Origin of the sequence: Pseudomonas sp. WS 5051 (genome assembly GCF_012985715.1) — a bacterium.
Taxonomy (GTDB): domain Bacteria; phylum Pseudomonadota; class Gammaproteobacteria; order Pseudomonadales; family Pseudomonadaceae; genus Aquipseudomonas; species Aquipseudomonas bubulae.
This window is the reverse complement of record NZ_JAAQWV010000003.1, coordinates 188,980-214,403: the sequence shown is the minus strand read 5'-3', so window position 1 is coordinate 214,403 and position 25,424 is coordinate 188,980. Positions and strand designations below refer to the sequence as shown.

Here is a 25,424-nt window from a genome sequence, read left to right as displayed (position 1 = left end):
CCTCGATCTGATCGGGGCGTTTTTTTTTTGGAGGAATTAAAGCCCCCCCTTGCCAGCCTGCTTCGCGCAGGGCCAGTTTGACGGTTGTGCCTTTAGCAACTCTGGATCAACACCATTGGCCCTGAGCAGTGAGTCCACCAGTGATCGGGACATCTCCACCGAATGCACCAGCGACCACACCAGCCCACGCTCTATGCCGCTGGCGTATGCGGTGATTTCATCCGAGACCTCTTCTGCGCTTTTGAGCATCAGCGACACATGGGACAGCGCTTCGATTGCACGGATATCAGGCAGCACGGCAAAGGGTGATTGCTTGCCTGCCCTTAGTGCACGGGTGGGTTTGAGGTTTTCCAGGCAAACGGGCGGGGCCTGAAGCAGGGCGTCGAGAATAAGCCGGGTGGTTTCATCGTGCTGATGATCATCCCGGGGAGTGTGAATGGCTTTGGGATCGTCGGGCGTCGGCTTTTTCATGTTTCTTCCACGGGGGAGCATCGGCGACTGGTGAAGATAGCCCTGTGAGTTTGCGGGTCGCAAGCAGCGCTTGTGTGCATCGTGTTTTCTCGGAAGCGTCTGCCTTTTGGCAGCGTAAAAGTCTGACGTGGGCGCCCGGGGATCGAATTCGCTACACTGGCGCACTTTTACGCTGTGCGTTGGCGCCCCATGACTGTGCTCAAATACCTCCAGGCTTACCCCCAGACCTTGCAAGAGCAGGTGCGCCAATTGATCGAGCGCAACCAGCTGGGCATTTACCTGAGCGAGCGTTATCCACAGCGTCATGCCGTGCAAAGCGACAAGGCCCTGTATGCCTACGCTCAGGAGCTCAAACAGGAATACCTGCGCAATGCGCCATCCTTTGACAAGGTGCTGTTTGATAACAGGCTCGACCTGACCCACCGTGCGCTGGGTTTGCATACTGCTATTTCACGGGTTCAGGGCGGCAAGCTCAAGGCTAAAAAGGAACTGCGCGTGGCCTCGTTGTTCAAGGAAGCGGCGCCCGAGTTTTTGAAGATGATCGTGGTCCACGAGCTGGCCCACTTGAAAGAGTCAGACCACAACAAGGCGTTCTACAAGCTGTGTGAGCACATGTTGCCGGGTTATCACCAACTGGAGTTCGACCTGCGGGTGTACCTCACGTGGCGGGATATGCAGGGCAAAACCTGACACTTACTTTATGTGTGGGAGCGGACCCGTATAGACGGGCAGGAGTTCTGAATGGAAGTCAGCAAAACCAAAAGCAGCTTTTACCGGCGCTTGTATGTGGCCTGGTTGATCGATAGCCAGATCGCCAGCAGCGTGCCTGCCTTGACCGAAGTCACCGGCATGCCGCGTCGTACCGCCCAGGACACCATTGCTGCCCTGGCCGATCTGGACATCATCTGCGAATTTGAACAGCAGGATGGCGCCCGCAACCATGCCGGACGCTACCTGATCCGCAACTGGGGGCCGGTGGACAAAAACTGGGTCGCTGGGCATCTGGTGCAGATCAAGCAGGTGCTGGGTTACCCCTGAGATGTCAGGCGCATGCCGATGTGCGGGATGTTGTCTTCTAGGTAGATCTCGCCCTGGGTGTTGAACCCGTGTTGCTCGTAAAAGGGTTGCAGGTGCGCTTGGGCGGACAGGAATACGGGCTGCCCCGCCCAGTACTCTTCGATATTTTTCAGGGCCTGTTCAAGCAGGGTATGCCCAAGCTTTTGCCCGCGGCCTTCGACGGCAACGATTACGCGGCCGATCACTACGTCACCTCCCTGGGACTCGGGGTCGAGGATGCGGGCGTAGGCCACCAGCTGGTCGTCTTGCCAGCCCATCACATGCAGCGTATCGCCCGTCAGGTCTTGCCCGTCGACGTCCTGATAGGCGCATTTCTGCTCGGCGACAAATACTTTTGAGCGCAATTCGAGGATTGCGTAGAGCTGTTCCTTGCCCAGGTCGTTGTGGTGTTTGCAGAGCCAGTCGGTGGTCACGATCTTGTCCTTGTTGGCGAGTTCATGTCTCGATAGTAGGCGTGATGCCGACTGGCGCCAAGGCCTAAGGTGCCTTGACCAAATGCGCGGCCAGGGTGCGCAGTGGCCCGAGCTGGCGGCAAATCAGCGCCAGTTGGGTTTGTACCAGCCTCTGGTTTTCATCTATTTCATCGGGCATTTGTTCAAGTTCGCCGGCCAGGGCCTCTTCCTCATCACTTTGCACTGCAACCGCCTGCTTGGTGGCCAGGCCCTGGGCAATCTGGTCGATGCTGTCGGCAATCTTGCCCCCGGCCCCTTCAATCAACTGCTCGCGCACTTCGGCAGGCAATTGGGTGTCGCGGTGGGCGCCCAGGCCAGAGAGGTAACTGAGCAAAGTGTGGGACAGCACCAAAAAGCGGAAGCCCATGTCTGCATCCTTACGGAAATGCCCGGGTTCCATCAGCATATTGGCCAGGGTGGTCGACAGCGCCGCATCGGCGTTATGTGCGTTACGCCGTGCCAACCGATAGGCCAGGCTGTCGCTTTTACCCTGGGCATATTGCTGCATGATCTGGCGCAGGTACTGGCTGTTGCAGCTCAGGGTATTGGCCAGCACCTGGTTCAGGCGACGACCCTGCCAGTCAGGCAAGAACAGGAACACCGCCGCTGCCGCGATCACGCTACCCACCAGGGTGTCGAACAGGCGCGGCAGGAACAGTCCGTAACCATCGCCCACCTGATTGAAGCAAAACAGAATCATCAGGGTGATGGCCGCCGTGCTCAGGGTGTAGCGCGTGGTGCGGTTGATAAAGAACACCACCCCGGCCACGACGGCAAACATCGACTGCACCAGCGGGTTGGGGAACAGATCGAACAACGCCCAGCCCACGGCCAGGCCGATGGCCGTGCCGATAATCCGCTGGCTGAACTTGCGCCGCGTGGCGCCGTAGCTTGGCTGGCACACGAACAGCGTGGTGAGGATGATCCAGTACCCCTGGCTTGGGTGAATCCAGTGCACCATCGCAAAACCGATACTCAGAGCCAGGGGCAGGCGCAAGGCGTGGCGGAAGATCAGCGAGGTGGGTGTCAGATGCTGGCGCAGGCGTGACCAGACATCTTTGAGGTTGCGTGGCGAACGGTCGAGCAGGCTGCTATCGGTGGCATCGGCCAGGGTGTCGGGGTTGCTTGCATCGCTCAGCAGGCGGTCGAGGGTGCCGAGGTTGGCGGCCAGTGCCCGCAGTGAGCGCAAAAGTCCGCGCCAGGCCGGGTTGCTCTGGATGCGCAAGTGTTCGAGGGAGGCATGCAGGTCTCCCAGAGCCTCGGCAAAGCTGTCGTCATAGACGAATGGCTGGCGCAGCTTGATCGACTCCGACAGGCGCTGGCAGGCCACGCCTTGCTGGCGCAGCAGACGTTGGCAGCGGAACATCACATCACTGTGGAAGAAGGCGTCGGCCAGGGCGTTGTACGGGTAGTGCGAAGAGCTGGCACGTTCGTGGATGTCTTGGGCGAGGAAATACAGCTTGAGGTAGCGGCTGAGTTTGGAGCCTGGCCGAGTATTGCCGACCCGGTGCAGGATGATTTCCTTGGCGGTGTTCAGCGCCGCTACCACCCTGCCGTTTTGCCGGGCCAGTTCCAGCCGGCCCGCTTCCACGTCCAGTTTGCGGATGGGCTCGAACAGCGCCGACTTGATTTTCAGGTACAGGCCAAGTTCCCAGAACAACCGGGCCAGGCTCTGTTGCACCGGCTGATTGGAAAACAGCGCCTGCCACAGCACCGACAGTATCCCGTACCAGGCGGCACCGGCCACCAGTAGCAAGGGTTCATGCCAGAAGTTGGTGACTTCGCCGCCGCGCTGATCCACGCCGATCATGGTGTACACGGCCAGAATCAGTGTGGCTGAAGCAATCGCCCCGTAGCGCTCGCCCAGCGCGCCGAGCATGGTCAGGCCGAAACTGGCCAGGGCCAGCGCGCAGACCATCAGCCAGGGGTAGGGGAAAAGCAGCTCGACACTCAGGGCCGAGGCGGTGAAACACACCAGCGTCACCAGCAAGGCGTTGAGACGGCCTTGCCAGCTGTCATCGGTTTCAGACAGCGCACTGGCGATAACCCCCAGAAACAACGGGATCAGCAGTGACATCTCATCCTGATACCAGCAAAAAGCCATGCTGCCGGTCAGGGCGACAAATACCCGCACGCTGTAACTGAACTTGTCCAGTGCCCACAGGCGGCGCAGGGAATGCTGAAAGCTTTTCGATGACATGAAGTGGCGGTGCCTGGCTCGTGATTCGCTAACTTGAGCCAGATAAGACGACAGTGCAATGGGGCTGTCACATCGAACCAAAAATATTTTTCATGCGCCCCTGCAGTCGCTGCTGCAGGTTGCAGCAGCGACTGCAGGGGGGCAGGTCAGACGTACTGCGCCGCTGCATACCCCGAAGCCCACGCCCACTGGAAGTTGAAGCCGCCAAGATGGCCGCTTACATCCAGCACTTCGCCGACAAAATACAGGCCGGGGCTTTTCAGCGATTCCATGGTCTTGGACGACACTTCGCGGGTATCGACCCCACCCAGGGTCACTTCAGCGGTGCGATAACCTTCGGTTCCCGCGGGGACCACCTTCCAGCACGCCAGTTTGTCCGCCACCTGCGCCAGCTCCGCCGGGGTGTACTGCTTCATTGGCTTGGACTCGAACCAGTGCTCGGCCAGCAGATTGGCCATCTTCTTGGTGAAGATTTCACCCAGCAGGGTTTTCAACTCGCTGTTGGGGCGCTCAACCTGCTGTGTTTGCAGCCAGCTCAGGGCGTCGAGGTCGGGCAGCAGATTGATCTCAACCGTATCGCCGGGGTTCCAGAACGAGGAAATCTGCAAGATCGCCGGCCCGCTCAAACCACGGTGGGTGAACAGGATATTTTCGCGAAAGCTCTGGTCGTTGCAGCTCACCAGGCAATCCACCGACGTGCCCGACAGCTCGGTGCAGATCTCTTTGAGCTGATCGGTGATGGTGAACGGCACCAGGCCTGCCCGGGTTGGCAGCAAGGTGTGGCCGAACTGTTTGGCGATTTGATAGCCGAAGCCTGTGGCGCCCAGGGTCGGGATCGACAGCCCGCCGGTGGCGACCACCAGAGACTGGCAGTCAACCGGCCCCAGCGTTGTATTGAGGCTGTAGCCGTTGTCGGTTTTTTCGATCTGTTCGACTGAAGTGTCCAGGTGCAGGCTGACGCCGGCCTGTTTGCACTCGTCGAGGAGCATTTCGAGGATGTCGCTGGATTTGTTGTCGCAAAACAGCTGGCCGAGTTTTTTCTCGTGGTAGGGCACGCCGTGTTTGGCGACCATCTCGATAAAGTCCCACTGGGTGTAGCGGGCCAGGGCCGACTTGCAAAAGTGCGGGTTCTGCGACAGGAAATTGTTGGGCTCGGTGTACATGTTGGTGAAGTTGCAGCGGCCACCGCCCGACATCAGGATCTTTTTACCTGCCTTGTTGGCGTGGTCGATCAGCATCACCTTGCGCCCACGGTTGGCGGCGGTCAGTGCGCACATCAGGCCTGCGGCGCCAGCGCCAATAATCACAACGTCGGTAGAGCGCAAAGCGGTGTCCTCGGTAAAAGCAGCCCTCACCCCAGCCCTCTCCCTGAGGGAGAGGGAGCTGGACCAGGGTGATTTCGAATTCTATGCAAATCTGCCCCCTCTCCCTCCGGGAGAGGGTTGGGGTGAGGGGGCTCTTGAAGCGTCTTACAAAACCCGTACGCGCAATACGCGGCCTTTGATTTTGCCTTCGCTCAGGCGCTGTGCAGCCTGCTTGGCAATGGTGCGGTCAACCGCCACGTAGGCCTGGAAGTCAAAGATGGCGATCTTGCCAACCTGGGCCCCCGGGATGCCTGCGTCGCCGGTCAGTGCGCCAAGGATATCGCCTGGGCGAACCTTGTCTTTACGACCTGCGCCGATCACCAGTGTGCTCATGGCCGGCAGCAACGGTGCGCCGCCCTGAGAGGTGAGGGTGTCCAGGGTTTCCCAGTTCAGCGGAGCTTTCTGCAACTGCTCGATGGCCTGGGCGCGGTGCGCTTCGGACGGTGCAACCAGGCTGATGGCCACGCCTTTTTCGCCCGCACGGCCGGTACGGCCAACACGGTGAATATGGATTTCCGAATCGCGGGCCAGCTCAACGTTGAGCACCATGTCCAGCGCGTCGATGTCCAGACCACGGGCGGCTACGTCGGTGGCAACCAGTACCGAAGTCGAACGGTTGGCAAACATGGCCAGTACCTGGTCACGGTCGCGCTGCTCCAGGTCGCCGTGCAGGCCGACGGCCGAAATGCCCTTGGAGGTCAGGTGATCAACGGTTTCCTGCACCTGCTGCTTGGTGAAGCAGAACGCCACGCAAGACTGCGGGCGGAAGTGGCCCAGTACCTTGGTCACGGCGCTCATGCGCTCTTCAGGCGAGATTTCGTAGAAACGCTGCTCGATTTGGCTGTCAGTGTGCAGCGCCTCTGCTTTTACCTGCTGAGGGTTGCGCATGAACTTGGACGACAGCTGCTTGATACCGGCCGGGTAAGTGGCCGAGAACAGCAAGGTCTGGCGACGCTCCGGGGTTTTGACAATGATGTCTTCGATGGCGTCATAGAAGCCCATGTCCAGCATGCGGTCAGCTTCGTCCAGTACCAGGGTGTTCAGACCGTCCAGTACCAGCGAGCCTTTGCGCAAGTGTTGCTGGATACGCCCCGGAGTGCCGACGATGATGTGCGCGCCGTGCTCCAGCGAACCGATCTGCGGGCCGAACGACACGCCGCCACACAGGGTCAGGACCTTGATGTTGTCTTCGGCGCGGGCCAGGCGGCGGATTTCCTTGGCGACCTGGTCAGCCAGTTCGCGGGTCGGGCAGATCACAAGGGCCTGGCAGCCGAAGAAGCGCGGGTTGATCGGGTTCAGCAGGCCGATGCCGAAGGCGGCAGTTTTGCCACTACCGGTCTTGGCCTGGGCGATCAGGTCCATGCCTTTGAGGATCACCGGCAAGCTCTGCGCCTGAATCGGCGTCATCTGGGCATAACCGAGGGAGTCGAGGTTAGCCAGCATGGCGGCGGACAGAGGCAGAGTGTTAAAAGCGGTGGCAATGGTGGTCACGGGACTGGCCTGCAAAACAAAATGTCGCGCAGTGTACCAGTCCCATGCCCTTTGCCTGAACATTCTGGACGAGATGTCATCCAGTTCTTGGCGAAAAGTAGCTTAATGTTCCAGCTCATGTTCCGAGTTGGCCTTGGGTTTGCGGCCATCCTGGGGTGACAGTTGCAGGAATATCGCCGCTGCCAGCATCGCCATGATCCCTACTGTGAGGAAGGTCAGCTGGAACGCGCCCAGCACCGTGTCCACCCCATCGTTGCCGCCATCCCCGGTAAAGCCGCCAAGCAATGCCCCGGCGCAAGCCACGCCCAGGCTCAGGGACAGTTGCGCCACCACCGACAGCAAACTGTTGCCGCTGCTGGCGCTGGCGTCGTCGAGATCGATCAGGGTGACGGTGTTCATGGCGGTGAACTGCAATGAGTTGATCGCTCCCAAAACGGCCAGCATTGACAGCAACAACGGGTATGGCGTGTGTTCGGTAACCAGCCCCATGCTGGCCAGCATCAGGCCCAGGGCGAAGGTGTTGGCCGTCAGCACGGTGCGGTATCCCACGCGCTCGATCAATGGCCTGGCCACCCATTTGGCCAGCATGGCGGCCGCGGCCAGTGGCAGCATGCTCATCCCGGCCTGTGACGGGGAATAGCCCAGCGCGACCTGCAACAGCAAGGGCACCAGAAACGGCAGGGCGCCGCTGCCCAGGCGGGCGAACAGGTTACCGAGGATGCCCACTGCGAAGGTCTTGGTTTTGAACAGCACCGGGGAGAACAGCGGGTTGCTGATATTGCCCGCGCGTAACCAGTACGCTGCCAGACAGGCCATGCCCGCAAACAGCAGCAACATCACCCGCAGGTGCGGCATATGCAGCTCGCCCAGGCCTTCCATGGCAATGGTGATAAACACCATCGCCGCGCCAAACAGCACAAAACCCAACCCGTCAAAACGGGTGCGCTCGCTGCCGCGCAAATCCGGAATGAAGTGCCAGACGGCCCAGCAACCGAGAACGCCCACGGGCAGGTTGATCAGGAAAATCCAGTGCCAGCTCAGGTACTGCACCATCCAGCCGCCCATCGTGGGGCCTATCAGCGGGCCGAGCAGGCCGGGAATGGTGATAAAACCCATGATCCGCACCAGCTCCGAGCGCGGATAGGCCTTGAGCACCACCAGCCGGCCGATGGGCAGCATCAGGGCACCACCCAGGCCCTGGACGATCCGTGCGCCGATCAGCTCGTTGAGAGTGCCGGACAGGGCGCAGAGCAACGAGCCGAAACTGAACAGCAGGATGGCGCTGAAAAAGATTTTTTTGGTGCCGAAGCGGTCGGCGATCCACCCCGAGGCCGGGATCAGCAAGGCAACGGTGAGCATGTAGGCAACGATCACACCTTGCATGCGCAGCGGGTTTTCGTCGAGGTCGCGGGCCATGTCGGGCAGGGCGGTGTTGAGGATGGTGCCGTCGAGTGACTGCATGAAAAACGCGATGGCCACCACCCACGGCAACCAGCGCAGGGTTTCAGGGCTTAGAACCGGGCGTACGGGCATAGGACCTCTTTTTATGGACTGTCGATAATCCTCTGTGGGAGCGGGCTTGCTCGCGATGCAGAGGCCCGGGTTTTTTCAGGTAAACCGCAGCGACGCAATCGCGAGCAAGCCCGCTCCCACAGGTGTTACAGCGTCAGCGTGAGCTTTTTGACCAATGCCCCCGGCAGCAGATTCGACGCCGTCTGGCGCTGGTCGTAGGTGCTGGCCGACAGCAACAACTCACGCTCGGCTGTCAGCGCTTCCAGTTGTGAACCCAGCAGACTATAGACGCTGTCATCAAAGCGCATGGTGTTGACCGGGGCCTTTATCTCGCCGTTTTCCACCCAGAAAGTGGCAAAGCGGGTCATGCCGGTCAGGCGGGCGGCCGGTTGGTCCGAGTAGTTCAGGTACCACAGGTTGCTGATATACAACCCGGTGCCCAACTGCTTGAGGATGTCGGCCTGCACCAGGCTCCCTGCCGCCATCGCCAGTGCGCTCGGGGCTTCGCCCTCCGGTGCGCCGTTGACCTCAAGGCCATACTCGGCGGCACTGCGAGAACTCACCAGTTGCTGTTCGGCCTTGCCGTGTTTGACCAGCGACAAGTCCTGACGCGGGTACCCCTCGCCGGAAAACGCCGGGCTCAGGGACTGGCTGACCTGCTCGTCAAACGACACCAGCGGGCTCAGTTGCGCATCGCCCGCGTAGAGCTTTTGCAGCGGGCTGGATTTGCTGGCCAGTGCCTGGGCCGAAAAACCGCCCCAGCACAGCATGCTCATCACTTCTTCCAGCGCCGCCGGCGCCAGGTAGGCTCGGTACTCACCGGGCGCCAGGGCATGCAGCGGGCGATCGAGGAAACCCAGTTGCTCGCGGGCCAGTTGCATGCGCCGGGCGAAACGTTCGCTGTCCCAGTCGGCGCCGGCGTAGCTGGCCTTGACCGCCTGACCGTTGCTGTGGAACAAACTCCAGTCGAAATTGAAGCTATTGGCCTGATGCCAGCCAAACGCGCCCTCGGAGCTGGCATAGCCGTAGCTGATCGGGCCACTGGCATAAAATCCGACCAGATCTACGCCTTTGGATGCACTGCGGATTTCTTCCAGAACCCGGGCCGTGTCCGGCAGGGGCTGGTTCTGCACGTTATGGCTGTTCCACGGCTGCGGGTTGAGCAGTAAATACGGATCGGCGGGCAACAATGGCAAGGTGTCGCGCAGTTGCCGCAGGGCATCGGCCAGGCGCTGTTTGTCGACATTAGGCTCGCCAGCCAGGGTGAGGTTCACATCGGCGTGGCGGCCGTCGTGGATCAGCTTCAGGCTCAGGCTGGCCTGTTGCACCTGTCCGGCCTGACGCACCTTGCCCTTGTTGAAACGGATAAATTCCGACGCTTCGCCGTTATAGCCCAGGGTGAACTGCTCAGGCGCAAGGATCGCTTTGCCCAACCACTCGACCAACCCCTTGAACTGCTCGGCCTGACTCAATGGGGTACTCATCAGGCATCACCTCCAAACACATCGATTTGACTGAACACGCAGGCGGGGGACGCATGGCCCACGCGGATCACCTGGTTGGGTTCGCCCTTGCCGCAGTTCGGGGTGCCCAGCACCTTGAAGGTGCTGGCGTCGCCCACGGCGCTGAGGTTGCGCCAGAACTGATCGGAAATGCCCCGGTAGTTGGGGTTCTTGACCACGCCCTTGAGTTCACCCTCCTCGATCAACTGGCCCCACTCGCAACCGAACTGGAACTTGTTGCGCGCGTCGTCGATCGACCAGGACCGGTTGGTGGCCATCAGAATGCCGCTTTCGATACCGCCGATCATTTGCTCAAGCGACTGATCGCCTGGCTCGATATTGAGGTTGGCCATACGGTCAATCGGTGGCCGGTTCCAGCCGCAGGCGCGGCTGTTGGCCACGCCTTCGAGGCCCGAGCGGAACTGTGACAGTGCGCCACCCAGCGGGCGTAGCAGCAAGCCTTCGCGGATCAGGAACTCCTTGTAGGCCGGGGTGCCGTCGTCGTCGAAGCGGTAGCTGGCGAGCTCCTCGGGGATGGTTGGGTCGAAGGTCACGTTCAGCAGCTTTGAGCCATATTGCAGGCTGCCGAAGTCGCTGGCCTTGACGAAGCTGGTACCGGCGTAATTGCGCTCGTCACCGAGAATGCGATCCAGTTCCAGCGGGTGTCCGATGGACTCATGGATTTGCAGGATCATCTGGTCGGGCATCAGCAGCAGATCGCGTTTGCCGACCGGAGCATTGGGTGCCAGCAGCAATTGCAGGGCCTGATCGGCGACCTGGGGTGCGGCACCGATCAGCCCGCAGCGGCTGATCACATCGGCGCCACCTTGCTGGCCGAAGTTTTCGCGGCCCAGGCTACGGCTTTGACTGTCGTTGCCGTCATAGGCAGTGACACTCATGCCCGGGTAAACAAAGCGCTGCGCCCGGCGCAGCTCGGCGCCGGCGCTGTTCAGGTAAATTTGCTCGACGTGATTGAGGCCCAGTGAAACCACCCAGCTCACCAGCCGCTCGTCTTTGGGCACGGCGGCCGACTCGGCGCTCAGTAGCTCGAAGCACTCACTCAGTGACGGGAAGGCCTGGTCGAGGTCGGGAGAGAAAAAATCGGCGCGCTCATGGCACACCGGCTCCTGGCTCAGGTTGAGCAGGGCATGCCCGGCGATCAGCTGGGCCTGGGCTTCGGCGCGGTCGAGGGCCGCCTGCAGGCCGGTCTGGGACAGGTCGTTGGTGGCGGCGTAGGCTTCGATACCGCGCAACCGCACGGTGAGCATGGCGCCCTGGTCGTGACTGAATGAGGGAGGCTCTGCGACGTTCTTGCGTACCGACAGGTATTGCCCGGACTCGCGTACATAGCGTAACGAAAAGAACTCGGCCCGGGTGCGCAGCGCGGCAAAGCGCTGCTTGAGCTGAGGGTAGAAATCGAACATGCACAGACCTCCTTGGACTTGGTGGGTCTGTGGGAGCGGGCTTGCTCACGATGCAGGCAGTGCGGTTAACCCGCTGGACCGCGGTGATGCCATCGCGAGCAAGCCCGCTCCCACAGGGGCGCGCGTAGCGTGTTAAACCGGGCAACCCTTGGCGCGCAGGATGGCGTCAAAACGGTCCGGGTCCAGGGTGCCTTCTTTGATTGCCTTGAGCGTTGCCTGTTCACGGGCCAGCAGATCGTGGCAACGGATCAGCAATTCCGGCAGTTCACTGCGCGAAGCCGCAACCACGCCGTCACCGTCGCCGATCATCAGGTCGCCTGGCATTACCAGCATACCGGCACACGAGATGGGGACGTTGATTTCGCCGCCGCCGTCAGTGCTCGGGCCGCGATGTACGCCGCCGATGGCATAGGCGGGCAGTTCACCGGTCTGCCACTCGTCGAGGTCGCGCAAGGCGCCGTTGATCACCACGCCGACAATCCCGGCCTTGAGGGCCATGGCACGCATGATGCCGCCGAACACGGCACGGGTCAGGTCGGCACTGCCGTCGATCACCAGCACATCGCCGGGGCGGGCCATTTGCATGGCTTTGAGGATCATCAGGTTGTCGCCCGGGCGTACACGGACGGTCAGCGCGCTGCCCAGCATCGGGCGGGTACCGTGGAACGGCTTGAGGCCCAGGCCACCCACGTTGCGGCCCAGACAGTCACTGACTGCGGCTGCGGGGATCTTGCTGAATTCGGTGAGCCATTTTGGATCGAGAGGTTCTGCGTTTGGATTAATCAGGAAGCCGGTCGGCCATTTGCTCGAAGAGACAACATCAAACATAGAAAACCTCTTGGCCAGGCAAGGCTGGCATGTCGGGTGGGGCGGGGGGGTGTGGCGCGAAGCGAGGCACTAGATTAGGCCTGCGCTGAAGCGGGGGCAAGCGGGGCAAGATGAAACTCAAGAGTTACACAAAATTCGTAGCAGCTGCCGAAGGAACGAGGCTGCGTCCGGTTGCGAAGCGACCGTGAAACCAGATGACGCGATTCATCAGAAGAACCGCATAACCTGAATTTACGACGGCTGTGCCGCCGGACGTAGCCTCGCTCCGCTCGTCAACTGCTACGGATAGTGCTTACTGCGCAGTACGGCTCACTTCACGCAGCGGCTTGCCGCGTACCGGCGCGTCGCCTGCGACGTAGTAGTCGGCAGTGCTGCGCGGCTCCGGCTGGCGGCCACGGATCTTGTCGGCAATTTTCTCGGCGATCATGATCGTCGGTGCATTGAGGTTGCCGGTGGTGATCAGCGGCATGATCGAGGCATCGACCACACGCAGGCCCTGCATGCCATGCACACGGCCTTCGCCGTCGACTACAGCCATTTCGTCGGTGCCCATTTTGCACGAGCAGGACGGGTGGAACGCGGTCTCGGCGTGTTCGCGGATAAAGGTATCCAGCTCTTCGTCGGTCTGCTTGTCGATGCCCGGGCTGATTTCACGGCCACGGAATGCATCCAGTGCTGGCTGCTGCATGATTTCACGGGTCAGGCGGATGCCGTCGCGGAATTCCTGCCAGTCCTGCTCGCTGGCCATGTAGTTGAACAGGATGCTCGGATACTCGCGCGGGTCCTTGGACTTCACATTGATCCGGCCACGGCTCGGCGAACGCATGGAGCCCATGTGCGCCTGGAAACCGTGCTCTTTCACCCCGTTGCTGCCGTTGTAGTTAATCGCTACCGGCAGGAAGTGGTACTGGATGTTCGGCCATTCGAAATCTTCGCGGGTGCGGATAAAACCACCGGCTTCAAACTGGTTGCTGGCACCGATGCCTTTGCCCAGGAACAGCCACTCGGCACCAATGGCCGGCTGGTTGTACCAAAGCAGCGACGGGTACAGCGACACCGGCTGGGTGCAGGCGTATTGCAGGTACAACTCAAGGTGATCCTGCAGGTTCTGGCCCACGCCCGGGAGGTCGTGCACCACCGGGATATCGAGGCTGTTGAGCAGTTCGGCCGGGCCGACGCCGGAGCGTTGCAGCACGGTTGGCGAGCCGATTGCGCCGCTGCACAGCAGCACTTCCTTGCGGGCCTTGGCCTGGATGCGGGTGTCGCTGTCGCCGACCATATAGGAAACGCCAACGGCGCGTTTACCTTCAAACAGGATCTTGTCGGTCAGGGCGTGGGTGACGATTTTCAGGGTCGAACGCTGCTTGGCCGTGTCCAGGTAGCCGCGGGCGGTACTGGCGCGACGGCCGTTCGGCGTCACGGTACGGTCCATCGGGCCGAAACCTTCCTGCTGATAGCCGTTCAGGTCTTCGGTGCGCGGGTAACCGGCCTGTACACCGGCTTCAACCATGGCGTGGAACAACACGTTGTTCCCGGCTTTGGGCGTGGTCACGCTGACCGGACCATCGCCACCGTGGTAGTCGTTGGGGCCGATATCGCGGGTTTCGGCTTTGCGGAAGTACGGCAGGCAGTCCAGGTACGACCAGTCTTCGAGGCCCGGGTATTTCGCCCAGCCGTCGTAGTCCATCGCGTTACCGCGGATGTAGCACATGCCGTTGATCAGGGACGAACCGCCCAGGCCCTTGCCGCGGCCACATTCCATGCGACGGTTATCCATGTGTGGCTCTGGATCGGTCTCGAAGGCCCAGTTGTAGCGACGCCCTTGCAGCGGGAATGCCAGCGCCGCAGGCATCTGCGTGCGGAAGTCGAAACGGTAGTCCGGGCCGCCTGCTTCAAGCAGCAGCACGGTGACGCCTTGGTCTTCAGTCAGACGGGTCGCCAGGGTGTTACCGGCAGAGCCGGCACCAATGATGATGTAATCGAATTCTTGGGACATAAATGCACCCTCTTTGAAGTTGTGGCAGAGCTTGTGGGAGCGAGCCTGCTCGCGATTGCATCAGCGCGGTGCAACTGATGCACCGCGTCGCCTGTATCGCGAGCAAGCCCGCTCCCACAGGGTTTATGCGGGCCTGTCGGTTTAGAACACCGAAACGTAGTCGCCCAGCTCTACCTGTACCGATTTGATCTGGGTGTACTGAGCCAGCGAGCTGATACCGTTTTCACGGCCAATGCCCGATTGCTTGTAGCCGCCCACCGGCATTTTTGCGTCGGACTCACCCCAGGCGTTGATCCAGCAAATGCCCGCTTCCAGCTGATGAATCACGCGGTGAGCGCGGTTCAGGTCCTTGGTCACGACGCCGGCAGCCAGGCCGAACTCGGTGTCGTTGGCGCGGCGGATCACTTCTTCTTCGCTGTCGTAAGTGAGGATGCTCATGACCGGGCCGAAGATTTCTTCTTTGACGATGGTCATGTCATCGGTGCAGTCGGTGAACACGGTCGGTGCCACGAATGCGCCCTTGGCCAGATCACCTTCGGTCAGGCGTTCACCGCCGCACAGCAGGCGGGCGCCTTCTTCTTTGCCCTTGGCAATGTAGCCCAGCACGCTTTCCATGTGAGCAAAGCTGACCAGCGGGCCGAAGTTGGTGTTTTCGTCTTGCGGGTTGCCGATACGGATGCGCGCTACGCGCTCCAGAATCTTGGCTTCAAACGCCGCTTTCATGGCCGTCGGGATAAATACGCGGGTGCCGTTGGTGCACACCTGGCCCGAGCTGTAGAAGTTAGCCATCATCGCGGTATCCGCGGCGCGATCCAGGTCGGCGTCGTCGAAAATGATCAGCGGTGATTTGCCGCCCAGTTCCATGGTCACGTCTTTGAGCGACGACTGGGTAGCACTGGCGGTGACTTTCTTGCCGGTATCGGTGCCGCCGGTGAACGAGATTTTCGCGATGCGCGGGTGCTCGGTCAGCCAGGTGCCCACTTCACGGCCGCTGCCAGTTAGAACGTTGAATACGCCGTCCGGCAGGCCCGCTGCGGTGAAGACTTCGGCGAGCTTCAGGGTAGTCAGGGAAGTGACTTCACTTGGCTTGAAGATCATTGCGTTGCCGGCAGCCAGGGCCGGTGCGGATTTCCACAGGGCGATCTGGATCGGGTAGTTCCACGCGCCGATACCGGCCACAACGCCCAACGGCTCGCGACGGGTGTACACGAACGAAGTGTCGCGCAGCGGGATTTGCTCGCCTTCGATGGCGGGCGCCAGGCCAGCGTAGTACTCCAGTACGTCGGCGCCGGTGACGATGTCGACATAACGGGTTTCGGAGTACGACTTGCCGGTGTCCAGGGTTTCCAGGGCGGCCAGTTCATCGTTGCGCTCGCGCAGGATTTCCACGGCGCGCCGCAGGATTCGCGAACGCTCCATGGACGTCATGGCGGCCCAGATTTTCTGGCCTTTTTCGGCGCTGACTACAGCGCGCTCGACGTCTTCTTTGGTAGCGCGTTGCACTTGCGCGAGGACTTCGCCGTTAGCCGGGTTGATGGCATCGAAAGTAGCGTCGCTACCGGCGTCGGTGTAGCCGCCGTCGATGTAGAGTTTTTGCAGTTCGAAACGGGCCATAAAATCCTCGCAAGTGCAGACAAGTGGTGGGCGTTAATCGTGAGTCGGGTGCCCTCTAGCTGTGGCACCGCAGATTCACGACAGTTCAGGGGTTAAGCGTTAATTGGGCCTAACTCACCTGTTTCGCCAGTTGTAGATCCATATATTCGTAGCAGATGCGTTGTGCCTGGTCGGTGTCGAAGCCGTCACCGGAAAGGGCACCCCGCAACCATAGACCATCGATGAGCGCTGCCAGGCCTCGTGCTGCATTGCGGGCCTGGGCCTGGGGCAACACCCGGCGGAACTGGCAGCACAGATTGGAGTACAAGCGGTGGTCGTTGATCCGCTGCAATCTGTGCAACGACGGTTGGTGCATGCTGGCCGCCCAAAAGGCCAGCCAGGTTTTCATTGCCGGGCCATTGACCTGGCTGGCGTCGAAGTTGCCCTCGACGATGACCTGTAAATGAGCCCGCGGGCTGTCGTCGCCCAACGCCTGGCGGCGCTCGGTGACGTTGTCGATCAAGACGTTCATCAAGTACCGCATGGTGGCGGCAATCAGACCGTTCTTGTCTTTGAAGTAGTGACTGATGATGCCGTTGGACACACCGGCCAGACGGGCAATCAGCGCAATGCTGGCATCTGCCATCCCGACCTGATCGACAGCCGTCAATGTGGCTTCGATCAACTGCTGGCGGCGTATGGGTTGCATACCGACCTTGGGCATTTCGCAAATCTCCTTGGGCCGGCGGTCAGTGCAAAAACATCACTGAACGGCAGCCAGTCTATTTTGTTTTGATTGAACGTTCAATCAACAAAGAATAAGCTCTGCGACAAATCGTCGCGATTTATGTCGTTTTCCTACGCATGAATGGCGCAAATCGACACGGTAAATTCCCATGGAACCCAAGCAGAAGCAGGCTTTCGCAGGCGCTGACGGGAGATCCAAACAGGCACAACGCATCAGACCGCGCGGGGCAGCCCTTGATTTCAAGGGGACGCACACAGGTTTTGAACGCGGTCTGGGCGGGTCCGGTTTTTTAGCGGTGTCTTTATATCACTCGACCGTTGGTCGCTATCTAGGCGAATGGTCGTGTGGTGCGTTGCCTTAAGTCCTTGTCTCGCACTCCCTGGAGCATCCGTGCAATGAGTTCTGCCTCTCTTATAAAGACCCCACCGCAAAAGGTGACGGTCAACGGTTGGGTGTTTTACACCTCCACTGCCTTGATACTTTTGCTGACTGCCATCCTGATCATTGCCCCCGAAGAAGCGGGCCGTATCCTGGGTGTGGCCCAGGAATGGCTGTCGCGCAGCTTCGGCTGGTACTACATGGTAGTCATCGCTGCTTATCTGATCTTTGTGGTCGGGTTGGCGTTTTCGTCCTACGGAAAATTGAAACTGGGAACGAAACAGGACACCCCGGATTTCAGCTATGGCGCCTGGGCCGGGATGCTGTTCTCGTCCGGTATCGGTATTTCGCTGCTGTACTTCGGCGCATCCGAGCCGCTGGATCACTACTTCAACCCGCCTGAAGGCGTGTCGGGCAGCCATGAAGCAGCGCGCCAGGCGTTGCAACTGACTTTCCTACACTGGGGCCTGCATGGCTGGGCGATTTACGCACTGGTCGGTCTGGCCGTGGCCTATTTTGCCTACCGTCACAACCAGCCGCTGGCGTTGCGTTCGGCGCTGTATCCGTTGATGGGCGAGCGCTGGGTCAAAGGTGCTGCGGGCCATGCGGTGGATGGCTTCGGTATGTTCGTGACACTGCTGGGCCTGGTGACCAACCTGGGCATTGGTTCGATGCAGGTGTCGTCGGGGCTTGAGAACCTGTTCGGCATGGAACACAGCAACACCAACCTGTTGATCGTGATCATCGTGATGAGCACCGTGGCGACCATTGCTGCAGTCTCGGGTGTTGAGAACGGCATCCGCCGACTGTCCAACCTGAACATTATCCTGTTCAGTGGCCTGCTGATTTTCGTGCTGCTGTTCGGTCCGACCCTGCACCTGCTCAACGGTTTTGTGCAAAACACCGGCGACTACCTCAACGGTATCGTGATGAAAACCTTCGACCTGTACGTGTACGAAGGCGACAGCAGGAAAACCGAAGGCTGGCTGGGCCTGTGGACTCTGTTCTACTGGGCCTGGTGGATTTCCTGGGCCCCATTTGTCGGGATGTTTATCGCGCGTATTTCCCGTGGTCGCACGGTGCGTGAACTGGTGGCGGGCGTGCTGTTGATTCCGCTGGGCTTCACCTTGGCCTGGTTGTCGATCTTCGGTAACTCGGCGCTGGACCTGGTGGTTAACCACGGTGCCGTGGAACTGGGTAAAACGGCGCTTGAGCAGCCGTCGATGGCGATTTATCAACTGCTTGAGCATTACCCTGCGTCGAAAGTTGTTATCGGTGTCTCGATCTTTGTCGGCTTTGTGCTGTTCCTGACCCCGGCCGACTCCGGCGCGGTGATGATGGCCAACCTGTCGTGCAAAGGCGGTGATGTGGACGAAGATGCGCCGCACTGGCTGCGGATCTTCTGGTCGGCGGTAATCACGCTGGTGACTATCGGCCTGCTGTTTGCCGGTAACTTTGCGGCGATGCAAACCATGGTGGTACTGGCCGGTTTGCCGTTTTCGGTGGTATTGATCCTGTTTATGTTTGGCCTGCACAAGGCGATGCGCCAGGACACTCTGGTTGAACAGGAACAAGCCGAGCTGGCTGCCCGTGGCCGTCGTGGTTTCAGCGAGCGGCTGACTGCACAGGACCTGCAACCGACTCAAGCCGTGGTGCAGCGTTTTATGGACAAACACGTGACCCCGGCACTGGAAGATGCGGCGGTACAATTGCGTAGTCAGGGGCTTGATGTGCAGACCCTGCTGGGCAGCGCCAAGCGTTGCATGGGCGTGCGGGTTGAAATGGAAGAAGGCAACCCGTTTGTCTACGAAGTCAGCCTGGATGGCTACCTGGCCGCACCGAGCGAGTCGGGTGAAGACGAAGTGCGCAGCCGTTATTACCGCGCTGAGGTGTACTTGCACAACGGTAACCAGGAGTACGACTTGATGGGCTTCACCCAGGAGCAGATCAGCCGTGACGTGCTCGATCAGTTTGAAAGCCATCGCCAACTCCTTGGCCGCGTATATAGCTAAGAACTGCAAAAGCCCCTCACCCTCACCCTCTCCCTCCGGGAGAGGGTTGGGGTGAGGGTAATGCCTACCCCAGATTCTTGCCCAGCAGCGCGTGATACAGCTCTGTATCCCCCAGTATCCCTACCACTTTGTGATCGTCGTGCAGCACCAGTTTGTTGCCGGTCTGGTAACGGATCTGTAGTGCATCGCGCATGCCGATGCCACTGTCCACCAGGGTTGGCCCACGCCCCAGGCCTTCTACCGCCTGACCGCTTTTCCAGTGTTGCAGGTCCACCACAGCAGCACCCTGGCGCACGCCTTTTATGGTGTTGCCCTCCGCCAGATCAATCCACGAGTCATCCCCCGGGTCGATGCACACCGAGCCATTGATGCGTTTGCAGTTGTCCAGTGTGCGCATCAGGCTGCGTCCGCACAGCACGTTGAGCGGGTTGGTATGGGCAACAAAGGTGCGTACATAGTCATCGGCGGGGTTGAGCACGATTTCTTCAGGCTTGCTGTACTGCACGATCTTGCCGTCTTTCATGATCGCAATGCGGCTGCCCAGCTTGAGTGCTTCGTCCAGGTCATGGCTGACAAACACAATGGTCTTGTTCAGCTTGTGTTGCAGTTCCAGCAGCTCATCCTGCAAGCCCTGGCGGATCAACGGGTCAAGTGCCGAAAAGGGTTCGTCCATCAGCAGGATATCGGCGTCCATCGCCAGTGCCCGCGCCAGGCCAACCCGCTGCTGCATGCCGCCGCTCAACTCATCGGGCTTTTTATTGCGCCATTGGGTCAGACCTACCAGCTCAAGTTTTTCATCCACCAGGGTGCGGCGTTCCTTTTCGGGACGGCCCTGCATCTCCAGCCCGAAGCTGATGTTTTCGCGTACCGTCAGCCAGGGCATCAGGGCGAATTTCTGAAACACCATGGCGATGCGCTTGGTGCGCATCATCTTCAGTTCCGCAGGGGTGCACGAGGCAATGTCTATCTGCTTGCCTTCGTGCTCTACATACAACTGGCCGCGACTGACCGTATTGAGCCCGTTGATGCAGCGCAGCAAGCTGGATTTCCCCGAGCCTGACAAACCCATCAGTACGCAGATTTCACCTTTTTCGATGTCCAGGCTGGCCTTTTCCACGCCAACAATCTGCCCGGTTTTTTTCAGGATCTGATCCCGCGACAAGCCCTGGTCCAGAAGGCCGAGTGCTGCGCGGGGGTCTTTGGCGAAGATCACGTCAACATTATCGAAACGGATAATACTCATGCGTCGGCTCCTGCTTTGGCGTCCGGCTGCTTGCAGATACGGTCGAGCATGATGGCCAGCAGCACGATCGCCAGCCCGGCTTCAAAGCCCAAGGCGATATCGGCAGTGTTGAGGGCATTGACCACCGGTTTGCCCAGACCATCGGCACCCACCAGGGCGGCGATCACCACCATCGACAATGACAGCATGATGCATTGGGTAATCCCGGCGGCGATGCTCGGCATGGCGTGGGGAAGCTCGATACGGGTGAGCAACTGGCGACGGGAGCAGCCAAAGGCCTTGCCCGCATCAAGCAACTCATGGGGGACATCGCGGATGCCCAGGTAAGTCAGGCGGATCGGCGCGGCAATGGCAAATACCACTGTGGAAATCAGCCCCGGCACCACGCCCAGCCCGAACAGGGTCAGGGTCGGGATCAGGTAAACGAAGGTAGGAACGGTCTGCATCAGGTCGAGAACAGGACGCATAAAGGTGTAGAACATGGGTTTGTGCGCCGCGAGAATTCCTAGCGGCACGCCGATGATCACGCATACAAATGTAGCGAACAGCACCTGGGCCAGGGTTTCCATGGTTTCTTGCCAATACCCCAGGTTAAGGATCAGCAGAAACGACAGCGCCACAAAAACCGTGAGCCCCCACTTGCGCTGGATAAAGTGGGCAAACAGTGCAATCAGCCCGATAAACACAAAGGGATTGAACCAGGTCAGGGCAAAGGTCACGGCGTGGATCATGGCTTCCAGCGTGCTGGCGATGGCATCGAAGGTGCTGGCGCCGTGCTGGGTCAGCCAGTCGACGAAGTTTGCAATGTAATCGCCCAGAGGGATTTTTTGATCAATCAGCATGGTAGTGAACGTCCGCATGCAGGGGAATTGAAACGGAGCCGGGCGCAGTTGCCGCCCGACGCCCGCGATTACTTCGCAAGGCTGGCTTTAACGGCCTCAAGCCCGGGCTTGCCATCCACCGTGGTAACACCCGCGAGCCAGCTTTCAAGCACTTGCGGGTTTTGTTTGAGCCAGGCTTTGGCGGCCGCGTCGGGTTTGATCTTGTCGTCCAGCACCTTGCCCATCAGGGTGCTTTCCATGTCCAGGGTAAACACCAGATTCTTCAGTAACTGACCCACGTTGCTGCATTCTTCGGTGTAGCCCTTGCGGGTGTTGGTGTAGATGGTCGCCTGACCATAGTTGGGGCCGAAGAACTCATCGCCACCGGTGAGGTATTTCATTTTGAAGCGAGTGTTCATCGGGTGGGGTTCCCAGCCCAGGAACACCACCTCTGTGCCACGACGCTGGGCGCGGTCAACCTGCGACAGCATCCCCGCTTCGCTGGATTCCACCACCTTGAAGTCGGCGTCCTTCAGGCCGAAGGCGTTTTTGTCGATCATGGTCTGGATCATGCGGTTGCCGTCGTTGCCCGGCTCGATGCCGTAGATCTTGCCGTCCAGTTCCTTGCTGAATTTGGGCAGGTCGGAGAAGTCCTTGAGGCCCTTCTCATAGAGGGCTTCGGGTACGGCAAGGGTGTATTTGGCGTTCTCCAGGTTGGCGCGCACTGTCTCGACGGTGCCCGCGTCGCGGTAGGCCTTGATGTCGTTTTCCATGGTCGGCATCCAGTTGCCGAGAAACACGTCCATGTTCTTGCCATCGGCCAGCGACTTGTAGGTAACCGGCACGGAAATCATGGTGGTTTTGGTTTTGTAGCCCAGGCCCTTGAGCACTTCGCTGGTAACGGCGGTGGTGACGGTGATGTCGGTCCAGCCGACATCCGAAAAATTGACGGTACTGCATTGCGCCGGTTCTGCTGCCTGGGCGATGACGGGCAGACTCAGCAATGCAGCCAGCAACAACGATGAGGAATGTGTCATGGAGCGACTCCTGTGTGTCCGGGTTGCGGTTTTCGATCGAAAAGCCGCACATATCAGTTGCGGTCGGGCGATGCCCGGCAGGCGTGTTGCCAGCGCATCTTGCAATCGAGTCAGAACCGATCATGTAACAGCGAAAATCAAACGCCTACAGGGGGCGTCGCATCCAGTACAGGCAGGGTCGTATCTAGTACCTGCGAGGTCGTATCTGGACGAATGAGGCTTGAAAACTGTCTTTTTCATACCTCTGCGCCCTATAAAACGTCGGGGGCGCTGGCAGGCAAAGGCGGGTCGTAGCTGGACGTTTTTGCCGACTGCAAACACCCCATGATGCAAGGCATTCACCCCCGAGGTTCGTGCTCATGGCTATCAGCGTGTTTGACCTGTTCAAGATCGGTATCGGCCCTTCCAGTTCCCACACCGTGGGCCCGATGCGGGCGGCGGCGCTGTTTGTGCAGGGCTTGCGTGAACGCGATCAACTGCAACAGGTAAGCCGTATCGAAGTGCAGCTCTATGGCTCGCTGTCGGCCACCGGTATCGGTCATGGCAGTGACAACGCGGTCATCATGGGTTTGATGGGGGAGTGGCCGGATGCGATTGATCCGTCCTGCATTGGTTCGCGTATCGCGCAGCTGCGCGAAAGCCGCACCCTGTTACTCGACGGCCATGTACCGATTCCGTTCGACTGGGCGCAGGATATGCGCCTGATAGACGAGAACCTGGCATTTCATCCCAATGCCATGACCCTGGTAGCGCACAGCGGGCACGGCATATTGCATGGCGATACTTATTACTCGGTTGGCGGTGGCTTTGTAGTGGATGCGGCGCAAGCGGCCAGTGGCGTATTGGACATGGATCGCACCGAGCTGCCTTACGATTTTAATAGTGCCGTCGAACTGCTGGACCTGTGCCGCACACATCACCTGAGCGTGGCGGCATTGATGATGGCCAACGAACGCATCTGGCGCAGCGAAGATGAAATCCGCTGCGGTCTGATCAAACTTTGGCGCGCCATGCAGGACTGCGTGGAGCAAGGCCTGAAACATGAAGGCATCCTGCCCGGCGGCCTCAATGTACGTCGGCGTGCTGCGCGCCTGCACCGCAGCCTGCTGGAACTGGGCAAGCCCAATGTGATCGGCTCGACCCTGAGCGCGATGGAATGGGTCAACCTGTTCGCCCTGGCGGTCAACGAAGAAAACGCAGCCGGCGGGCGCATGGTCACGGCGCCCACCAATGGTGCGGCAGGGATCATCCCGGCAGTGTTGCACTACTTTATGAAATTCAGCGATGAAGTCAGCGAAGCGCATGTGGTCGACTACCTGCTGAGCGCCGCGGCGATCGGCATTTTGTGCAAAAAGAATGCGTCGATTTCCGGGGCTGAAGTGGGCTGCCAGGGCGAAGTCGGCTCGGCCTGCGCGATGGCGGCTGCCGGGCTGGCGCAAATCCTCGGCGCCACCCCGGAGCAACTGTGCAACGCCGCTGAAATTGGTCTGGAGCATAACCTGGGCCTGACCTGTGACCCGGTGGGCGGGTTGGTTCAAGTACCCTGCATCGAGCGCAATGCCATTGCCGCAGTCAAGGCGATCAATGCGGCGCAGATGGCCTTGCGCGGTGACGGCCAGCACTTTATTTCCCTGGACCGGGTGATCCGCACCATGCGCGACACCGGTGCCGACATGCACGACAAATACAAGGAAACCTCGCGCGGCGGCCTGGCGGTCAGTGCGGTGGAATGTTGAGCCCCCAAACACCTCTGGGAGCGGGCTTGCTCCTACAGCCTCGGCGCTTTTTCAGCGCACACCGACCCGTTTTGGCGCACTCGTACTTTCGGTGACATTCTGTAACCGAGCAGCTCCTACACCCTTCCCACAAGTGCTACCGATGTGCTCAACAGCCTCGGTCAGCACCTGTGTATCCGTGTTTAACCGTCATTTCCCATCACCCTGCCAGACACATTGCGACGTCGTTTTCAGACTTTGTTGAATAGCCATTCAAGTTTAGGCATGGCATTTGCGTTGTCATTTCAAAGCCCCGTGAAACGAGGGTAATAACAAGAGCCTGTGCCTGAGGCCATCACCCGCTTTGTGTGAGGAGATACCGCGATGACGTCGTTCAACTCCGGGGTCCAACCCCAGAACCGTACGCCTCAATCCATCGGCTTTCTGCTGCTGGACAATTTCACGCTCATTTCCCTGGCTTCCGCGATAGAACCTTTGCGCATGGCCAACCAGTTGTCGGGCCGTGAGTTGTATCGCTGGAGCACCCTCAGCGCCGATGGCAGTCAGGTCTGGGCCAGTGACGGTCTGCAGGTGACCCCCGACGCCAGCATGCACAAGGCTCCGGCGCTGGACATGGTCATCGTGTGTGGTGGTATCGGCATTCAGCGCACCGTGACCCGTGAGCATGTGTCCTGGTTGCAGAGTCAGGCGCGCCAGTCCCGTCGCCTGGGTGCCGTGTGCACCGGCAGCTGGGCACTGGCCTATGCCGGCTTGCTCGACGGTTTTGATTGCAGCGTGCACTGGGAATGCCTGGCCTCGATGCAGGAAGCCTTCCCGCGCGTGGCCATGAGCACGCGGCTGTTTACCCTCGACCGCAGCCGTTTTACCAGCTCGGGCGGCACGGCACCGCTGGACATGATGCTGCACCTGATCAGCCGCGATCATGGCCGTGAACTGTCGGCGGCGATTTCGGAAATGTTTGTGTATGAACGTATCCGCAACGAGCAGGACCACCAGCGGGTGCCGCTCAAGCACATGCTCGGCACCAACCAGCCCAAGCTGCAGGAAATTGTCGCGTTGATGGAAGCCAACCTCGAAGAGCCCATCGACCTTGATGAGCTGGCGGTGTATGTGACTGTGTCGCGGCGCCAGCTCGAGCGCTTGTTCCAGAAGTACCTGCATTGTTCGCCGTCGCGCTATTACCTGAAGTTGCGGCTGGTGCGGGCGCGGCAGTTGCTCAAGCAAACACCGATGTCGATTATTGAAGTGGCGGCGGTGTGCGGCTTTGTGTCCACGCCGCATTTTTCCAAGTGCTACCGCGAATACTTCGGCATTCCGCCACGGGATGAGCGGGTGGGTTCCAACACTGCGCAGCAGACCACCCTGGTGCAGATCCCGCAGTCCCTGTTGCTGGCGCCGCTGGCCGGGCCGATGTCGGCGTTGAATCAGGCGCGCAATGAGTCGACGTTTGCCAGTGTGAGGATTTAACAATCAAAAGCGCCCTCACCCGGGGTGGGGAGGGCGCTTGATCTGTATCGAGGCGCAAAACTGCTTTTGCTT

Annotated in this window: 20 protein-coding genes; 5 read left to right on the top strand and 15 right to left on the bottom strand. The window is 60.0% G+C overall.

Annotated features, from left to right (window positions below):
- Positions 1 to 36 precede the first annotated feature (36 nt).
- A complete protein-coding gene (locus HBN79_RS05745) occupies positions 37 to 471 on the bottom strand; it encodes a hypothetical protein (protein ID WP_094999799.1) in 435 nt (144 codons plus the stop codon).
- A gap of 189 nt (positions 472 to 660) precedes the next feature.
- Here HBN79_RS05745 and HBN79_RS05740 point away from each other — a divergent pair, with 189 nt between their 5' ends.
- Complete coding sequence (locus HBN79_RS05740; RefSeq protein ID WP_094999800.1) at positions 661 to 1,161, top strand: M48 family metallopeptidase; 501 nt, start codon at positions 661 to 663, stop codon at positions 1,159 to 1,161.
- 51 nt (positions 1,162 to 1,212) lie between these two features.
- On the top strand, positions 1,213 to 1,509 hold the full coding sequence (locus HBN79_RS05735) for a winged helix-turn-helix domain-containing protein (RefSeq protein WP_094999801.1): 297 nt from the start codon (positions 1,213 to 1,215) through the stop codon (positions 1,507 to 1,509).
- Here HBN79_RS05735 and HBN79_RS05730 read toward each other — a convergent pair.
- The 11 genes from HBN79_RS05730 to betI form a co-directional block, all read right to left on the bottom strand.
- Positions 1,500 to 1,961, bottom strand: coding sequence for a GNAT family N-acetyltransferase (locus tag HBN79_RS05730; RefSeq protein WP_094999802.1), 462 nt, complete (start codon positions 1,959 to 1,961; stop codon positions 1,500 to 1,502). The two genes, HBN79_RS05735 and HBN79_RS05730, sit on opposite strands and share 10 nt — an antisense overlap.
- A 64-nt stretch (positions 1,962 to 2,025) precedes the next feature.
- A complete protein-coding gene (gene yccS / locus HBN79_RS05725) occupies positions 2,026 to 4,200 on the bottom strand; it encodes a YccS family putative transporter (RefSeq protein WP_094999803.1) in 2,175 nt (724 codons plus the stop codon).
- 146 nt (positions 4,201 to 4,346) lie between these two features.
- Positions 4,347 to 5,525 carry an NAD(P)/FAD-dependent oxidoreductase gene (locus HBN79_RS05720; RefSeq protein ID WP_095017962.1) on the bottom strand — a complete coding sequence of 393 codons (1,179 nt, stop codon included), beginning with the start codon at positions 5,523 to 5,525 and terminating at the stop codon, positions 4,347 to 4,349.
- Positions 5,526 to 5,669: 144 nt separating this feature from the next.
- A complete protein-coding gene (dbpA, locus tag HBN79_RS05715) occupies positions 5,670 to 7,007 on the bottom strand; it encodes an ATP-dependent RNA helicase DbpA (RefSeq protein ID WP_228795946.1) in 1,338 nt (445 codons plus the stop codon).
- Between the two features lie 150 nt (positions 7,008 to 7,157).
- Positions 7,158 to 8,588 carry a multidrug transporter subunit MdtD gene (gene mdtD, locus HBN79_RS05710; RefSeq protein ID WP_095017825.1) on the bottom strand — a complete coding sequence of 477 codons (1,431 nt, stop codon included), beginning with the start codon at positions 8,586 to 8,588 and terminating at the stop codon, positions 7,158 to 7,160.
- A gap of 125 nt (positions 8,589 to 8,713) precedes the next feature.
- Positions 8,714 to 10,051: a TldD/PmbA family protein gene (locus tag HBN79_RS05705; protein ID WP_095020478.1), complete on the bottom strand. Its 1,338-nt coding sequence runs from the start codon at positions 10,049 to 10,051 to the stop codon at positions 8,714 to 8,716.
- Positions 10,051 to 11,493: a TldD/PmbA family protein gene (locus HBN79_RS05700; protein WP_095025278.1), complete on the bottom strand. Its 1,443-nt coding sequence runs from the start codon at positions 11,491 to 11,493 to the stop codon at positions 10,051 to 10,053. Before HBN79_RS05700 ends, HBN79_RS05705 begins: the two co-directional genes overlap by 1 nt.
- Before the next feature lie 132 nt (positions 11,494 to 11,625).
- The gene (locus tag HBN79_RS05695; RefSeq protein WP_094999807.1) at positions 11,626 to 12,321 is read right to left on the bottom strand and encodes an RraA family protein; all 696 of its coding nucleotides are present in this window, start codon (positions 12,319 to 12,321) and stop codon (positions 11,626 to 11,628) included.
- Positions 12,322 to 12,613: 292 nt separating this feature from the next.
- On the bottom strand, positions 12,614 to 14,317 hold the full coding sequence (gene betA / locus HBN79_RS05690) for a choline dehydrogenase (protein WP_169916438.1): 1,704 nt from the start codon (positions 14,315 to 14,317) through the stop codon (positions 12,614 to 12,616).
- 141 nt (positions 14,318 to 14,458) lie between these two features.
- On the bottom strand, positions 14,459 to 15,931 hold the full coding sequence (gene betB, locus HBN79_RS05685) for a betaine-aldehyde dehydrogenase (protein ID WP_094999809.1): 1,473 nt from the start codon (positions 15,929 to 15,931) through the stop codon (positions 14,459 to 14,461).
- Between the two features lie 109 nt (positions 15,932 to 16,040).
- Positions 16,041 to 16,634 carry a transcriptional regulator BetI gene (gene betI / locus HBN79_RS05680; protein WP_094999810.1) on the bottom strand — a complete coding sequence of 198 codons (594 nt, stop codon included), beginning with the start codon at positions 16,632 to 16,634 and terminating at the stop codon, positions 16,041 to 16,043.
- A 476-nt stretch (positions 16,635 to 17,110) separates the two neighbouring features.
- Here betI and HBN79_RS05675 point away from each other — a divergent pair, with 476 nt between their 5' ends.
- The gene (locus HBN79_RS05675; RefSeq protein WP_232527653.1) at positions 17,111 to 19,048 is read left to right on the top strand and encodes a BCCT family transporter; all 1,938 of its coding nucleotides are present in this window, start codon (positions 17,111 to 17,113) and stop codon (positions 19,046 to 19,048) included.
- Between the two features lie 64 nt (positions 19,049 to 19,112).
- On the opposite strand, the gene choV is transcribed toward HBN79_RS05675, so the two are convergent.
- The 3 genes from choV to HBN79_RS05660 form a co-directional block, all read right to left on the bottom strand.
- Positions 19,113 to 20,291, bottom strand: coding sequence for a choline ABC transporter ATP-binding protein (gene choV, locus HBN79_RS05670; RefSeq protein ID WP_094999812.1), 1,179 nt, complete (start codon positions 20,289 to 20,291; stop codon positions 19,113 to 19,115).
- Positions 20,288 to 21,133: a choline ABC transporter permease subunit gene (gene choW / locus HBN79_RS05665; RefSeq protein WP_094999813.1), complete on the bottom strand. Its 846-nt coding sequence runs from the start codon at positions 21,131 to 21,133 to the stop codon at positions 20,288 to 20,290. Before choW ends, choV begins: the two co-directional genes overlap by 4 nt.
- 68 nt (positions 21,134 to 21,201) lie before the next feature.
- Entirely contained in the window at positions 21,202 to 22,149 is a 948-nt protein-coding gene (locus tag HBN79_RS05660) for a choline ABC transporter substrate-binding protein (RefSeq protein WP_169916437.1), read from the bottom strand.
- Positions 22,150 to 22,508: 359 nt separating this feature from the next.
- Between HBN79_RS05660 and HBN79_RS05655 the strand changes: the two genes are divergently transcribed.
- Together HBN79_RS05655 and HBN79_RS05650 are read left to right on the top strand one after the other, a co-directional pair.
- Positions 22,509 to 23,885: an L-serine ammonia-lyase gene (locus HBN79_RS05655; protein WP_095019591.1), complete on the top strand. Its 1,377-nt coding sequence runs from the start codon at positions 22,509 to 22,511 to the stop codon at positions 23,883 to 23,885.
- 363 nt (positions 23,886 to 24,248) lie between these two features.
- Positions 24,249 to 25,352, top strand: coding sequence for a GlxA family transcriptional regulator (locus HBN79_RS05650; RefSeq protein ID WP_088378748.1), 1,104 nt, complete (start codon positions 24,249 to 24,251; stop codon positions 25,350 to 25,352).
- Positions 25,353 to 25,424 lie beyond the last annotated feature (72 nt).

Excerpts from the sequence above, each read along its gene's own strand:
- HBN79_RS05700 (WP_095025278.1), bottom strand. The coding sequence starts at position 11,493 with ATGTTCGATTTCTACCCTCAGCTCAAGCAGCGCTTTGCCGCGCTGCGC.
- HBN79_RS05650 (WP_088378748.1), top strand. The coding sequence starts at position 24,249 with ATGACGTCGTTCAACTCCGGGGTCCAACCCCAGAACCGTACGCCTCAA.
- choW (WP_094999813.1), bottom strand. The coding sequence starts at position 21,133 with ATGCTGATTGATCAAAAAATCCCTCTGGGCGATTACATTGCAAACTTC.
- betB (WP_094999809.1), bottom strand. The coding sequence starts at position 15,931 with ATGGCCCGTTTCGAACTGCAAAAACTCTACATCGACGGCGGCTACACC.
- betI (WP_094999810.1), bottom strand. The coding sequence starts at position 16,634 with ATGCCCAAGGTCGGTATGCAACCCATACGCCGCCAGCAGTTGATCGAA.
- HBN79_RS05655 (WP_095019591.1), top strand. The coding sequence starts at position 22,509 with ATGGCTATCAGCGTGTTTGACCTGTTCAAGATCGGTATCGGCCCTTCC.
- choV (WP_094999812.1), bottom strand. The coding sequence starts at position 20,291 with ATGAGTATTATCCGTTTCGATAATGTTGACGTGATCTTCGCCAAAGAC.
- HBN79_RS05745 (WP_094999799.1), bottom strand. The coding sequence starts at position 471 with ATGAAAAAGCCGACGCCCGACGATCCCAAAGCCATTCACACTCCCCGG.
- betA (WP_169916438.1), bottom strand. The coding sequence starts at position 14,317 with ATGTCCCAAGAATTCGATTACATCATCATTGGTGCCGGCTCTGCCGGT.
- HBN79_RS05695 (WP_094999807.1), bottom strand. The coding sequence starts at position 12,321 with ATGTTTGATGTTGTCTCTTCGAGCAAATGGCCGACCGGCTTCCTGATT.
- yccS (WP_094999803.1), bottom strand. The coding sequence starts at position 4,200 with ATGTCATCGAAAAGCTTTCAGCATTCCCTGCGCCGCCTGTGGGCACTG.
- HBN79_RS05705 (WP_095020478.1), bottom strand. The coding sequence starts at position 10,051 with ATGAGTACCCCATTGAGTCAGGCCGAGCAGTTCAAGGGGTTGGTCGAG.
- HBN79_RS05660 (WP_169916437.1), bottom strand. The coding sequence starts at position 22,149 with ATGACACATTCCTCATCGTTGTTGCTGGCTGCATTGCTGAGTCTGCCC.
- mdtD (WP_095017825.1), bottom strand. The coding sequence starts at position 8,588 with ATGCCCGTACGCCCGGTTCTAAGCCCTGAAACCCTGCGCTGGTTGCCG.
- HBN79_RS05735 (WP_094999801.1), top strand. The coding sequence starts at position 1,213 with ATGGAAGTCAGCAAAACCAAAAGCAGCTTTTACCGGCGCTTGTATGTG.
- HBN79_RS05740 (WP_094999800.1), top strand. The coding sequence starts at position 661 with ATGACTGTGCTCAAATACCTCCAGGCTTACCCCCAGACCTTGCAAGAG.
- dbpA (WP_228795946.1), bottom strand. The coding sequence starts at position 7,007 with ATGCTGGCTAACCTCGACTCCCTCGGTTATGCCCAGATGACGCCGATT.